Raw genomic sequence first — 13,527 nt, 5'->3', positions numbered from 1 at the left:
ACGTATAAATTAAAAGTATATTTTTATCAATCCGTCCAAAACCTATCCCAAAAACGCCCTGTACCAGTCTTTTTACCTATACGGCCAAGCAAAAAAAGCATTCATCTGCCTGCATACTTATAAATGCAGTGAATGAATGCTCCATCATGATGCCGCTATTCCGTTCCTACTCTTCACGTGGTACAAGATCGAAAATGGTCCCGTCTTCCATTGTATCAATCAACCGATCCAGCCATATATAATACTTGATCGACTCCTGCATCTTCTCCTTGTCGCGAATCAACACGTCGCGGATCGGCGATTGCTGCTCATCAGCGATAAGCTTATCGATCTCCTTTACCGATTTGCGCAAAATTAACAGATTACTTTCCACCGCTTTGCGCCATTTGATGACGAAAAAGTCGGTAAACGTCTGATACCAATCGTACTCTACTTCATATAAATCTTTGCGCGAGCCTTTCTCCCATACTTTGTTGACCATATGAAGATCAAGCAAATTCCGTACCCCGGTGCTCATGCTTGTCTTACTCATCGCCATCTCGCGCCCCATATCATCAAGTGTCATCGGATGATCTGCGAAAAAAAGCAAGCCGTACAAATGACCGGTGGAATGTGAAATTCCATATAGATCCATATTACGACCGATCACCTCAATGACTCGCTTTCTTAGTTTTTGCACGATTTCCAGTTGATTTTCATCTAATTCATTCAAGCTCATGCTTGGCAACTCCATTCTATATATACAGTTTATCCAAAACGTTCTGAATATTATTTCAACTTTTTCCATTTTAAAAAAATTCTCACTAAATGTAAAGACGAGCATTTGGGAGTATCATTTAGGATATGGCAGTATTTACTTTATAAATATCGTACAGTTTTTTCTGTACAAACTTATTATACGGATTTTACGGTTGATTTGCAAAATCGGATTTGTTACAATTAATCCCGTTGTATTGAAAGTAATGAAAATTATTCATTCGCGTGAAAACAAATTTAGTTTTCATTTAGTGAACAACTGGTTAATAACCTTACTGTCAATAAAGCAAGCGAATGAGCAAATGCGCTGCTATGCTCCAGAGGCTTCCCATACTGCGGTACTATCGTCAACACATCGTTATATGGAAACTGTGCAGCACGGCAGACAGTATCACAATGTTTGAAGGACGAACGCTTGAAAGATGAATGATGTTTCTACTATTAATAAGGGGTGACAATAGAATGTCTACAATTTTGGAAATTAAAAATGTCAGCAAACTGTTTGGCCCAAACGCAGAGCAGGGCGTCAAACTCGTTGAACAGGGTTGGACAAAAGAAAAAATGGCGAAAGAAAAGCAAATTACTGTCGGTGTTAATCGTGTCAATATGGAGATCAAGGAAGGCGAAATTTTCGTCATTATGGGTTTGTCCGGTAGTGGTAAATCGACGCTGGTGCGTATGTTTAACCGTCTAATCGAACCAACATCCGGTGAAATTCTCGTACACGGTAAAGATCTTCGCAAAATGAACAAAGAACAATTACGCACCGTGCGCCGTAAAACGATCAGTATGGTGTTCCAAAAATTCGCACTGTTCCCTCACCGTACCGTACTCGACAATGTAGAGTATGGACTGGAAGTACAAAAAGTAGCTAAAGCACAACGCCGCGAGAAAGCATTACAATCACTCGAACTGGTGGGCCTGAAAGGCTGGGGTGACAAAATGCCGGATGAGCTGAGTGGTGGTATGCAGCAACGTGTTGGTCTGGCTCGTGCACTGGCGAATGATCCAGAAGTACTGCTGATGGACGAAGCATTCAGCGCACTTGACCCACTGATCCGCCGTGATATGCAGGATGAACTGCTAGAACTGCAAGAGAAAATGCGTAAAACGATTATTTTCATCACGCACGATCTGGATGAAGCATTGCGTATCGGTGATCGTATCGCTCTCATGAAAGACGGAGCTGTCGTACAAATCGGTACACCAGAGGAAATTATGATTCAGCCTGCTAACTCGTATGTGGAGCGCTTCGTAGAGGATGTCGATCTGTCCAAAGTATTGACAGCTGCCCATGTGATGCGCAGACCTGAAACGATTACGCTGGATCGCGGACCTCGTGTCGCACTGGAGCTAATGCGCGAACGTGGTATTTCGAATTTGTTCGTGATCGATCGCTCGAAAAAATTGCTCGGTATTATTACAGCTGAAGATGCTGCTAACGCTGTGCGTCAGCAACAAAAGCTTGACGATATTTTAATTAAAGATGTTCCGCATGTCGAACCTGAACGTATGCTGAACGATCTGTTCGAACTGGTAAGCACTGCTAAGTTGCCTGTTGCGGTTGTGGATGAGCGTGAACGTCTGACTGGCGTTATCGTACGCGGCGCACTGCTGGGCGCACTTGCCGGCGGAGTTGAAAATGAGGGGGTTGCTTTAAATGCCTAAGATTCCTGTAGCAAGCTGGGTTGACGTTATTGTAGAGTGGCTCAGCATTCACTGGGCAGCATTTTTCAAAGGAGTTTCTAACATTATTACTTACGTGGTAGACATTTTCACCTGGTTGTTTATGCTACCCCATCCGTTTCTATTCGTTATTATTGTCGCCCTACTCGGTTATATGGCAGGACGATGGACGATGGCGCTATTCTCTGCACTCGGTTTCCTGCTCATCTATAATCTCGGCTATTGGACTGAAACGATGAATACGCTCGGCCTGGTTGTCACATCGGCTCTAATTTCGATTATTATCGGTGTTCCACTCGGTATCTGGTGTGCTTCAAGCAAAATCGCTGCGCGTATCGTTACACCGGTGCTTGACTTTATGCAGACGATGCCTGCGTTCGTTTATTTGCTTCCAGCTGTAACGTTCTTCAGTCTGGGTGTTGTACCAGGGGTAGTCGCTTCGGTTATCTTCGCACTGCCACCAACGATTCGTCTGACTCATCTCGGGATTACTCAGGTGTCCAGTGAGCTGGTTGAGGCTGCGGATGCATTCGGTTCGACCGGTGGACAGAAGCTGTTCAAAGTACAGCTTCCACTCGCACTGCCATCCGTTATGGCGGGTGTGAACCAGACAATTATGCTGTCACTATCGATGGTCGTTATCGCGTCCATGATCGGTGCACAGGGGATCGGTGCAGTCGTATACCGCGCCGTAGGTCAGTTGAAAATCGGTGAAGGTTTTGAAGCCGGTCTGGCTGTCGTTGTCCTCGCGATCGTACTGGATCGTCTGTCCCAAAGCTTCTTTAATGGTAAAAGTAAAAAAGCGGCTTAATTCAGCCGCTTTCCCTTTGTCCGCATGTATGGTGCTAACCACAGGGTACTCACCATACGATGAGTACCCTGTGGTCAGCACATCCTACACCTGATCGCCTGACCACATCATCCGTATCAAAATATACATACGGATCGTTATCAATTAAACCGTATACCTACTTATTTAAAAGTAAACCTGAACCACATTGATTCATTTCCATTACGACTACACATGCAAATACTACGAAGGCAAAAGGAGCGAAATCACTCATGAAAAAATACAGAAACTGGCTTCTCTCTGGCTGTATCGTGCTGATTCTGATTATTTCGGCATGTAACCCGGAACGTCAGCCATTTCCATCATTCCCGGGTAGCGGCGAAGCTGCCACTAGCTCTGATCCGATCGGTGCACAGGTGAATCACCAGATTATCGGCATTGATGCGGGCGCCGGTATTATGAAGGCGACACGCAAAGCGATCGATGATTATGGTCTGAACGATTGGACGCTCGTTGAAGGTTCCAGTGCTGCCATGACCGCTACGCTTGCGAAAGCGATTCGTAATCAGGAGCCGATTATCGTAACCGGCTGGACACCACATTGGATGTTCAGTAAATACGATCTGAAATATCTCGCAGATCCGAAAAAATCATACGGTGATGCAGAAGAGATTCATACCCTGGCACGTAAAGGCTTAAAACAACAAGATCCAACCGCATATCAATTCCTCGACCGTTTCTCCTGGACTTCCGATGAAATGGGCGAGATGATGGTTGCGATTCAAGATGGTGCTGACCCGGCTGTTGCAGCCAAAAACTGGGCGGAAGCTCACCAGGATCGTGTTAATGAATGGACAAAAGGCTTGAGCAAATCAAGCGGCAAATCCCTAACACTGAGCTATGTCGCCTGGGATTCTGAGATTGCCAGCACAAATCTGATCAAATACATTTTGGAAAACAAGCTAGGCTACAAAGTAACCGCACTACAGGTTGAAGCCGGCCCAATGTTTACCGGTGTCGCTAATGGGGATGCAGATGCAACTGTAGCTGCATGGTTACCACTCACCCATGCGGACTACTGGGCAAAATACAAAAATAAACTGGAAGATTTAGGCCCGAATATGGAAGGTGTCAAAGTTGGCCTGGTCGTTCCATCCTATATGAATGTTAGCTCGATCGAAGAGCTAAAAGATCAGCAATCCGCAGCAAAATAACAGCCTTTCCTTATAAATAAAAGACGCTTCCTGCTTAGGAAGCGTCTTTTATCATTTACAAGATCGTCGATTAAAACGATCCTGTCGTATCATGTGGTGCACATACATATCGTTTGTTGAGTTACATGCCGCTGTTTGAATCGTCTTTGTGATCATTCAGCTTTTTGATCCAAATTCCGAACAAAATGGCCGCGCCTACGATCATGACCGCATACAACAAAATGTAAGGGGTATGTGCGTTAAACTCTGTAAATAAAGGCAGTAGAGCCGTCATCGCTGTTTCCACACTCGTTCCTCCTTCACCGATTTACATCATTTGATTATAAATAACCATACTCTAGCTATTTTACCTCAAATAATACGCGGGTGCCATCAGGATAATTGTCTAATTGGTTACTAATCCATGAACCAGCCCCCCGATTGTCGGCTGGAGTGACATATTTTATATCCGCGCCTGTTCCGCCCTCCTGACACATCGCCATCGGCCATTCATCACGGTCATAACCTTTACGCGTCGGTATCCCTTTGAGCGATGCTTTACGATTGGCTTCCGCACCGGAACGATCGATCGTGCACACCGCCGATTTGCCCGCAGCAATCGCTTCGCGAATATGCGCGCCTGTCTCTGGATAACGACTCAGCGGAAATTGCAGCGTGTAATCCGTATGCCCCTGTTGTTGTTTTACACTTCCTGTGTCGGTTTGAAGCTGCCCCAGCACATGGGATAGGTCCACCTTACCTGTAATTAGATAAATAAGGATTGCTGCGATCAATGCCGTGACCGCAGCCCATTTTTTTTTGGATGACATTCCATTTCCTCCCCCTCGTGTCTGGCTTTGCCCAAGCCGTGAATCAGACACTTCTATACTGTACAAGTATAAACGGGTTTGCATAAGATGGGAACATACGTTTAGTGTGCAATGGAATAATCGATGGGATAGGATGACATATTACATCATCTCACTACCATATCGTCACATGATTTTACTGTCATCCCATCCTATGATCAAATGCGGAATTTACGAATCTCTTCCTGTAGCTCAAGCGAGATTTGACTGAGCGAATCGGCTGCGGCGGAGATATCTTCCATCATGCTGACCTGCTGATTCGATGCATCTGTTGCTGTACGTGAGTTATCCATAATCGTATCTGCCATGCCAACGATCTGATTCTCGGCCTCCATAATGCTGGATGCAGAATGGGACAAAACATCAGACGCCTGCAATGCTTCCTGCACCTGAATAGAAACGATCTGTATCGTTTCCTGTACCGTATCGAAAATCGCCCCCATCTGCTGTACCGCTGCTGTTCCACTCTGTACCTGACGTGCGCCTTCTTCCATTTTAGACACAGTGTACGACATATTTTGAATCATATCTTCAATCTTGGTAGTGATCTGTCCAGCCGATTGACTTGAATAGTCGGCAAGCTTTTTCACTTCACTAGCCACAACGGCAAAGCCGTTACCATGCTCGCCTGCACGGGCAGCTTCAATCGAAGCATTAAGCGAGAGCAAGTTCGTTTGACTCGCGATATCACGAATGACCTGTACAATCGCAGCAATCTCCTGTGAATGCTCGGCAAGTTTATATAATGATGCTGCTGTTTCCTGTACGGTGTTATCAATGACGCTCATCTGCGTAACAGTATGCTGTACATTACGATTGCCCTGTTCTACCTCGCTTATAACTCGTTCGGAAGACTTGGACACCTGTGAAGTGGCAGTTACGATATTAGCAATACTACTAGCATTCTGATCCAGTCGCTGCTTGTTCTGATTAACCTGAGCACGCTGTTCTGTCGCTGAATCGGACATACCGCTCACAATAACGGCGGTATTGGATGAAAGGCTAATCCCTTCTTCCGCATTGGCAAACAATTGCTCTGAAGCTGCGGCCATCTGTTCCGAGCTGCTGGCAATCATATTCATCAGCTCACGCAGCTTATGTTTCATCGAATTAAATGAAGTTGCCATTTGCCCCAGTTCATCTTTGGACTTCAGTTCAATATCTGGAATAGTCAGATTGCCGCTAGCAATTTCACTGGCGGAATCGGCTACCAGTTTGATCGGTCTGGAGAACATACGTACAACGAATGTAGCAATAATAATACCGAGCAATACACCTATAATGCCAGCGATAATTAACGTCCAATGCACCACATTAACGGTATGAGCATTTTCTGCCCGCTCTTGCAATAGCTGCTGGCGCTCATAATCTTCCATTGCTTTTGCTTTTTCTGCCAGTTCCTGTGCCATTGGTACGCATTTGGTTGCTACTAATTCATTGTAGGTCGCTGCATCGCCTTGTTGCTTTAAAGCAACCAATTGCTCTGTCAGAGCCGCATAGTCCTTTTGTACAGCTTTGAATTCACCAAGTAGCTGTTCGCTGTTGCCAGATAAGATCTGCTCTAGCATCGCGATCTGCTTCGTTGTAGTCTGCTTAGCATCCTGCAATTGATTCAGTTGATCTTGCATACCTGTTAATAAATAGCCCCGCATATACTTCGTTTCGTCTGCCGCAAAGTATTTCAAATCTTTTATTTCTGAAATATTTTCGACATGGCCATTGAGCAACGTATCGTAACTATTATTCAAATAACGTGCAGCATAACTACTTACACCAGCCACAATGAGCACAATCAAAATCATAATCGAGAAAATGCTGTATAGCTTCATTTTAATATTCATGTGTGTGCCTCCTGGCCATGTTCATTCATAATTTAAGTTTCTATGTTAGCTATATCGGTTGGTTAGGTCATTTTGAATAGGTAATCGAGGTAAAATTCGACAATTTTCTACTAAATTTGCATCAAACATTTTTGTATATAAAATTTCTGGAAACGGATACCGTTTCTACTGCGTATATTCACCATAACAAGATGATCATGGCGCTGAAGAACAAGCTTTGATTTCACCTATACAGTTCGTTCTTAGCTGCTGTATGATCGTGTTTAATTGGAAAACATTATATGACTAAAGGGGAAATGGACAATGTCATTCTTCAACAAAATGCTTGCACGTGTCGGAGTAGGCGCGGCTAAAATTGATACTGTATTGGAGAAAAACGAATATGTGCCTACTGGCGAAGTACATGGAAAGGTTTATATTCAAGGTGGAAATGTCGATCAGGAAGTAGGTAGCATCTATATTGAAGTGATGACTCGTTACATTCGTGAACAGGATGACAAAAAGAATGAGGTCAATTACGCGATTGCTCGTCATCGTGTATCCGATAAGATGCTCATCCAAAGCGGCGCAAAAACCGAAGTTCCTTTTGCCTTCTTATTGCCAGCACAAACGCCGCTTACGATCAGCAATCAAAAAGTATGGTTACATACTGGACTCGATATCGAAATGAGTGTGGACCCGACCGATCAGGACTATATTTCAGTACAGCCACATCCATATATGAGCACAGTACTGGAAGCGGCTGAAATATTGGGCTTCCGCTTCAAGGCATCAACAGTCGAATATGCCTCCCGTGCTCCATTTGGCGTCCCATATGTGCAAGAAATTGAATTTCACCCAGGACCACAGTTTAGCGGTCGTGTAAGCGAGCTTGAGCTGATGATGGCTTTCAGTAGAGATGGCTTGCAAGTGCTAGTTGAGGTAGATCGTCGTGGACGGGGATTGGGCGGATTTTTCGCAAATGCCTTTGATATGGATGAGCGTCGTAGCTGGCTTGATCTGAGCAGTAGCGAGCTGCATCGTGGTTCGAATTATGTCGCAGATCGGCTGGCTGAATTGATTCATCAGAGCAGCCGTTAAGGATGATTGGCAGCATAGACTGGATGAACGTTGTGCAGTTGAACTGAAGATGTACAGTTAGATTATTGATGTATAGTTGTATGATCGAACTACAGCCTGATTTTTGATGTACAGTCGTATGATTGAACTACAGTCTGGTTCTTGATCGACAATCGTATGTTTGATCTATAGTCTGATTCTCGATCGACAATCGCATGTTTGAACTACAGTCTGATTCTTGTTCGACAATCACATGTTTGATCTATAGTCTGATTCTTGTTCGACAATCGCATGTTTGAACTACAGTCTGGTTCTTGTTCGACAATCGCATGTTTGAACTATAGTCTGGTTCTTGTTCGACAATCGCATGTTTGATCTATAGTCTGATTCTCGATCTACAGTTGCATTATCTAACTCATCATCTATCTATAAATGGGATGATTCAGCACGTCATTGTCGATAAATTAAGTACATTTATCTTATGTTGACATATGATCGACATATTACTTTTGTATCATGGGGATACACCGTTAAGCAGGAATCAGCAAGTGTGGACGATAAGCACCGGATATGTACACAGCCTGCACCTTTGATGATGAAGGTGCAGACTTTTTTTGTAATATATAGATATGATGTTTTACTAATAAATAGTGTATTAAATAAATAGTTTAGCATTTATTTAGATTTACTTTTATTTAGTATTGCAATCATCTTTAATCTATGTTATATTTAGTACATAAAGAACAGCACGGTATTACTACCATGAGAACAACAAAAATCATTTAACAAAGAGGAGCCATTACTCATGAACAACAAATTTACTAAAATCCTGATGTCCGCCACTTTAGCTGCAACCCTGGGTGCAGTTGCTATCGCCCCAATCGGAGGCAGCCACGCCTACGCTGCAACAAACGATCAATCGAACCACGAGAAACGTAAAGATAAAGAAGATCGTATCGCGAACAATGCCGCTTTCTTGGCTGCACAAGAAGCACAATTCCAAGCACTGTTCGGTACGGATGAAGAAGACAGCACAACAACAACACAGGAGCCTGCCAACTCCCAAACACCAGCTACCAATGCAACAAACAAAACGATCACTGTTGTCGTTCCACAAGGTGCCAGCCTGACTGATCTTGCTGCTCAATACGGTGTCACTGTAGACGAACTGGTTGCTGCCAACAACCTGCTGCCTGCTGGTTTTCAACTGACTGTTCCACAAAAATAAGCCGTTTGGTTTAAAGTATTGTCGTTGTATGTAAAGCAATCATGATTAAAATGATATAGATGGATTTAATGTAATACTCGATGTTATTCGTCCCAGCTTGCTCCCCATCAAGCTGGCATCCAAGGGCTAACATTCGAAATCGAAGTAACATGATCCAACACGATTGAAAGTCCCCCTTTCAAAATCGGCCGAATTTCATAGATCGGGTGCGTATCTGCCAAATATGCACCCAAAATAAAAAGCTGACATTCTCCCCTGAGTGTCAGCTTTTGTTTGATTATCTTTTTAAATCTTAAAATCTACTCAAGATATCTTTTTTCTCTATCTATTCAGTCTGCATCCTTACAAAAATAGAAGTATTAATGACTATTCATTTCTAATTGCTGCTAATTGCCAATAATTTATGGCGAGTCATCTTTTACTAAATACATAACATTATGTATATTTAATACAAATAAAGATCTACAAACTAATCACACTCACTAAATTAGTGTATAAAGGTATTGTAGAAAAGATGACCATCATTCAAAATTAAAAAGTAACAGAAAGGAAGTTAAACCGTGTTTCGCAAAATCCCAGCTACAGATGCTAAATACATTAAACTCAAAGAAAAGTACCAATATACTTATAATGATTTTCAGAAATTTGCCCAACACCTTACAGACCAAGCAGGGAGATCATTAAAAAGTAGTGGCAAAGCGAGTTCATACGCGCGTTACTTGATTAAATTACTAGTGCTGATTGAAGAAGAAGATGGCGATATTATTAATGAGTTAGTTTCAAATGAGAGCGTTATTCGACTCCAAGATTTAGGAAGACATAAAAATTTTGAAGTCTATAATAAAGATGAAGCACGATTTCCAAGTGCTACAATTCGTTGCTTTGTGGAGTATGTCAACTATAAATACAATGAAAAAACTGAACAATTAATTGATATAGAATTTAACAATAAACTAAATGAGGTAAAAGAAAATAGATCATACTATGGTAGCAGCGAATTGATACAAGGCCCACGACCAAGAAAAGAAAAAGAGATGAGCAGATATGGGGCAAGTTATCCGAGAAACCCTACAGAAAGCATAGAGGCTAAAAGACGAAACAATTGGACATGTGAAGTTGATGTTTCGCATGTTACCTTTCAGTCCGCAAGTGATAACAACCCCTATGTTGAAGCTCATCATCTTATTCCTATGGCAGCGCAAGACTTTTATGAAAACACAATAGATTTTGCTGATAATATTGTAGCATTATGCCCTAACTGCCATCGTAAAATTCATCATGCTATAGAAGAAGAGAAAAGAGACATGTTGATGATTTTATTTAATAAGCATAAGGCAATGTATCCTAGCTATGAAATTGAAATTGATTTTGACACTTTATGTGCTTATTACAGCTAATAATAAATTTTATAAAATCGTGACTGATTTTCTATATTTCAGTAATATTGTATATAGATAAATTAAAAAGCTGACGTTCTATCTATATAGCACGTCAGCCCTTTCTTTTTCTGAGTATCCTTAAATAAAAACCTCTTAGCGCTTTAAGATTTAGATTACAGTTCACTAAGTTATCACAGCAATTTTATTAGAAAAATTCTAATTGAAACTCTTCATTTTCTCTTCGAATATGCTCGTTAGGGTATTGTTTCAAATACTCTACAGCCCAATTCGCAATAGGCATTGCCACAGCTTTTGCCAGCAAAACAGGTACAGCATTTCCTATTTGCTTATATTGCTTATCCAGCTTATTATTCAGCGATGCTTTCTCGCTTGTTCCCATACTAAATTCAAACCAATCGGGAAATGTTTGGATTCTTGCTATTTCCTTTACAGACAGCCTTCGGTTCTTTTCTTCCCCATCTGTGAAGCTCCATTTGTCTGCTCCTTCTTTCTGCATTGGCAAACCGCTTGGATGAAGCGGAGCTTGTCTACCAGATGCCTGAATCGTAAAACTTTGGTCATCCCATCCCTTTTTTCTATTTCGAGACATGTAAATTGATGAGTACGAGCCTGTATAATACAGACCTGGATCTTCTTCTAAGTCACTGATAGCATCGCGCAATGTTTTAAAGGGGAGCAGGCTTTCTGCTTCTCCATGTGTAGGGTCAGAATATGCGTAAGTAAAATCTATATCTTTTCTTACTCCAACAATAATAACACGTTCACGCAACTGTGGAACACCGTAGTCCCTGGCATTTAACAGCTTAAACTGCACATTATAGCCTGCAGAAGCAAAGTCCTCTATAATTTGTTTTAAAACTTCCCCTTTACCCAATGTCATCATGCCCTTTACATTTTCTGCAACAAATATTTCGGGCTGCACTTGCACTAAACTTCTTATAAAATGTAAATATAAAAAATTGCGATCATCATCTATCAACCGCGGTCCAGCTTCACTAAATCCAGGGCAAGGAAATCCACCTAAAACCAAGTTGCATTTTGGAAAGTATTTAACTTTCCTTATATCTTTTTCAAGTTGGACAATATGAGAAGGAGCATTCATTTTATAAGATTGGTTAGCTTCTTTGAACATATCGTTAGTATATATTGTATGGAAAATGCTTTGTTCTCTTAATTGATTAAATCGGTCTCTATCTTTAAACGCTTCAAGAGCTTCTTCTTCACCTATAACAGCAGCCAATCCTGCTAATTCGAAACCAAGATCAAGACCTCCACAGCCTGAAAATAAACTAAGGACGTTTATTTTATCATTACGGAAATCTACTTTTTTAATAACTTCGAGATCTTCATGAGAGTCTATAATTCTAAAAGATTCCTCAAGTATTTTCTCCATGAGCACACTTTTTACATCATCTATAGAATAGTCTGGGGTTGGTTTGAATCTTCCTCTTCCTTTTATATCAAGTTTTACAGTCATAATTTAAATACCCTCCTATTACCTATTTTCTATAGTAACAAATTTAAAGCAAAAAGGCCAGCGCCAAATTCATATATTAACAGTATTATTTCAAAACGCTTAATAAAACTTATAACCCCTTAAAAAATCCTGTTATAGCATCTTAGATTTTAGCTTAGCTAAATTATATAGCACCTCATTAAAATAAAAGATTATTTAAGTTGAACTTATAAACTCGACAGAATAGACAAAAGAAAGAGAGTCCTCTAAGGACTCTCAACTTTTTTACCAAGCTAATGTCTGCCTAAATAAATTTGGCGGTAGTCCAACAAGTTGAACATCCAACTTGAGCGATCCTTCAACTGCTGAACTTGCATTGTGAATACGAGCAGAGATTGTCCAACCTTCGTCGCAAACGATAAGTATTGTGTTATCTGATCCAGATTTGAAGTGGATATCGTAAAATCTGGTTGGTAATCTAAATTGCTGCATTCTTAAAACTGGTCGTTTTCCTTGTGAAACTTGGTTTAGTGTTCCTTGTAAATTGAAACCTTGCAGTTCAGTTGTTTTTCGACCAGGTTTTAAAATAGCTTTATAAAAATCTGATCGTCCTAGCAAGTAGGTTAATAATCTTTGCGGAATTTGACCTGGATGCATTCTGTCAAGTCTCCATAACTCCTCAACAAGTGCATTTAAAACAGGAATATAATAACGTTCGGCTTTGTTAGAGATTTGATTCCATAATACTCCTGGACCTTTTAAATCACTTAATTCGCTAAAAATAGGAGTGATCTGACTAAAATAATCGACTGTTGAGTTATAACCAAACCAAGAATATCCTATATCAATAGTCGCTGATAAGCGGGAGTGCTTCAAAGCTGTATGATTATTCTTACATGAAATTCCCAATTGCCAACTTTGTGCGCTTCTTACAGCTAATACATCTCGTACATCTCCAGCTTGGCCTGCCGAATCGGGAAGTATTGAGAGCTGCAAAGTACCATTTCCATTTAACAGACATGGTTCTAATTGAATAATAGTATTAATACCTGCGTTAGCGCCTGCAATCATCTTTTGTTGAACTTCCTGGGAGAGTGATAGGTATGCATTTTTTGCTGTGTGCAGTTGTGGCGAATCAATCAACTGAACATTAGTTTGACCACTTAATGAATGGTTTAAAGATTGCAAAAAAGCAAACTCTAAAGCTTTTCCATTTACCGTTTGAGTTGCCATAGAATCACTACCTTTA

General features: G+C 41.3%; 12 protein-coding genes. 6 read left to right on the top strand and 6 right to left on the bottom strand.

Going from position 1 to position 13,527, the window contains the following annotated elements:
• Positions 1-166 precede the first annotated feature (166 nt).
• The gene (locus tag AAHF22_RS10295; protein ID WP_347324901.1) at positions 167-718 is read right to left on the bottom strand and encodes a GbsR/MarR family transcriptional regulator; all 552 of its coding nucleotides are present in this window, start codon (positions 716-718) and stop codon (positions 167-169) included.
• A gap of 500 nt (positions 719-1,218) precedes the next feature.
• On the opposite strand from AAHF22_RS10295, the gene AAHF22_RS10290 reads away from it, so the two are divergent.
• The 3 genes from AAHF22_RS10290 (at position 1,219) to AAHF22_RS10280 (ending at position 4,446) form a co-directional block, all read left to right on the top strand.
• Complete coding sequence (locus tag AAHF22_RS10290) at positions 1,219-2,424, top strand: quaternary amine ABC transporter ATP-binding protein (RefSeq protein WP_347324900.1); 1,206 nt, start codon at positions 1,219-1,221, stop codon at positions 2,422-2,424.
• Complete coding sequence (locus AAHF22_RS10285; RefSeq protein ID WP_371834045.1) at positions 2,417-3,253, top strand: ABC transporter permease; 837 nt, start codon at positions 2,417-2,419, stop codon at positions 3,251-3,253. Before AAHF22_RS10290 ends, AAHF22_RS10285 begins: the two co-directional genes overlap by 8 nt.
• Before the next feature lie 251 nt (positions 3,254-3,504).
• The gene (locus AAHF22_RS10280; protein WP_371834044.1) at positions 3,505-4,446 is read left to right on the top strand and encodes a glycine betaine ABC transporter substrate-binding protein; all 942 of its coding nucleotides are present in this window, start codon (positions 3,505-3,507) and stop codon (positions 4,444-4,446) included.
• A gap of 121 nt (positions 4,447-4,567) precedes the next feature.
• Here the strand turns inward: AAHF22_RS10280 and AAHF22_RS10275 are convergent, their stop codons facing one another.
• From AAHF22_RS10275 to AAHF22_RS10265, 3 genes are all read right to left on the bottom strand, one after another.
• Complete coding sequence (locus AAHF22_RS10275; protein ID WP_347324899.1) at positions 4,568-4,732, bottom strand: hypothetical protein; 165 nt, start codon at positions 4,730-4,732, stop codon at positions 4,568-4,570.
• 55 nt (positions 4,733-4,787) lie between these two features.
• On the bottom strand, positions 4,788-5,255 hold the full coding sequence (locus tag AAHF22_RS10270; protein ID WP_347324898.1) for a NucA/NucB deoxyribonuclease domain-containing protein: 468 nt from the start codon (positions 5,253-5,255) through the stop codon (positions 4,788-4,790).
• Between the two features lie 197 nt (positions 5,256-5,452).
• On the bottom strand, positions 5,453-7,135 hold the full coding sequence (locus AAHF22_RS10265) for a methyl-accepting chemotaxis protein (RefSeq protein ID WP_347324897.1): 1,683 nt from the start codon (positions 7,133-7,135) through the stop codon (positions 5,453-5,455).
• Positions 7,136-7,438: 303 nt separating this feature from the next.
• Here AAHF22_RS10265 and AAHF22_RS10260 point away from each other — a divergent pair, with 303 nt between their 5' ends.
• The 3 genes from AAHF22_RS10260 (at position 7,439) to AAHF22_RS10250 (ending at position 10,819) form a co-directional block, all read left to right on the top strand.
• Positions 7,439-8,215, top strand: a complete 777-nt coding sequence (locus AAHF22_RS10260; RefSeq protein ID WP_347324896.1) for a sporulation protein — start codon at positions 7,439-7,441, stop codon at positions 8,213-8,215.
• A 784-nt stretch (positions 8,216-8,999) separates the two neighbouring features.
• Positions 9,000-9,422 carry a LysM peptidoglycan-binding domain-containing protein gene (locus tag AAHF22_RS10255; protein ID WP_347324895.1) on the top strand — a complete coding sequence of 141 codons (423 nt, stop codon included), beginning with the start codon at positions 9,000-9,002 and terminating at the stop codon, positions 9,420-9,422.
• Between the two features lie 560 nt (positions 9,423-9,982).
• Positions 9,983-10,819, top strand: a complete 837-nt coding sequence (locus tag AAHF22_RS10250) for an HNH endonuclease (RefSeq protein WP_347324894.1) — start codon at positions 9,983-9,985, stop codon at positions 10,817-10,819.
• Between the two features lie 187 nt (positions 10,820-11,006).
• Here the strand turns inward: AAHF22_RS10250 and AAHF22_RS10245 are convergent, their stop codons facing one another.
• A complete protein-coding gene (locus tag AAHF22_RS10245; protein ID WP_347324893.1) occupies positions 11,007-12,299 on the bottom strand; it encodes a DNA cytosine methyltransferase in 1,293 nt (430 codons plus the stop codon).
• 264 nt (positions 12,300-12,563) lie between these two features.
• Positions 12,564-13,511 (bottom strand): HaeIII family restriction endonuclease, encoded by a 948-nt coding sequence (locus tag AAHF22_RS10240; protein WP_347324892.1) that lies wholly within the window; start codon positions 13,509-13,511, stop codon positions 12,564-12,566.
• Positions 13,512-13,527: the final 16 nt, after the last annotated feature.

Source organism: Paenibacillus wenxiniae, from assembly GCF_039822605.1.
Classification (GTDB): Bacteria; Bacillota; Bacilli; order Paenibacillales; family Paenibacillaceae; genus Saccharibacillus; species Saccharibacillus wenxiniae.
Note: the sequence above shows the minus strand (reverse complement) of the source record. Positions and strands in the feature narration are given on the sequence as shown.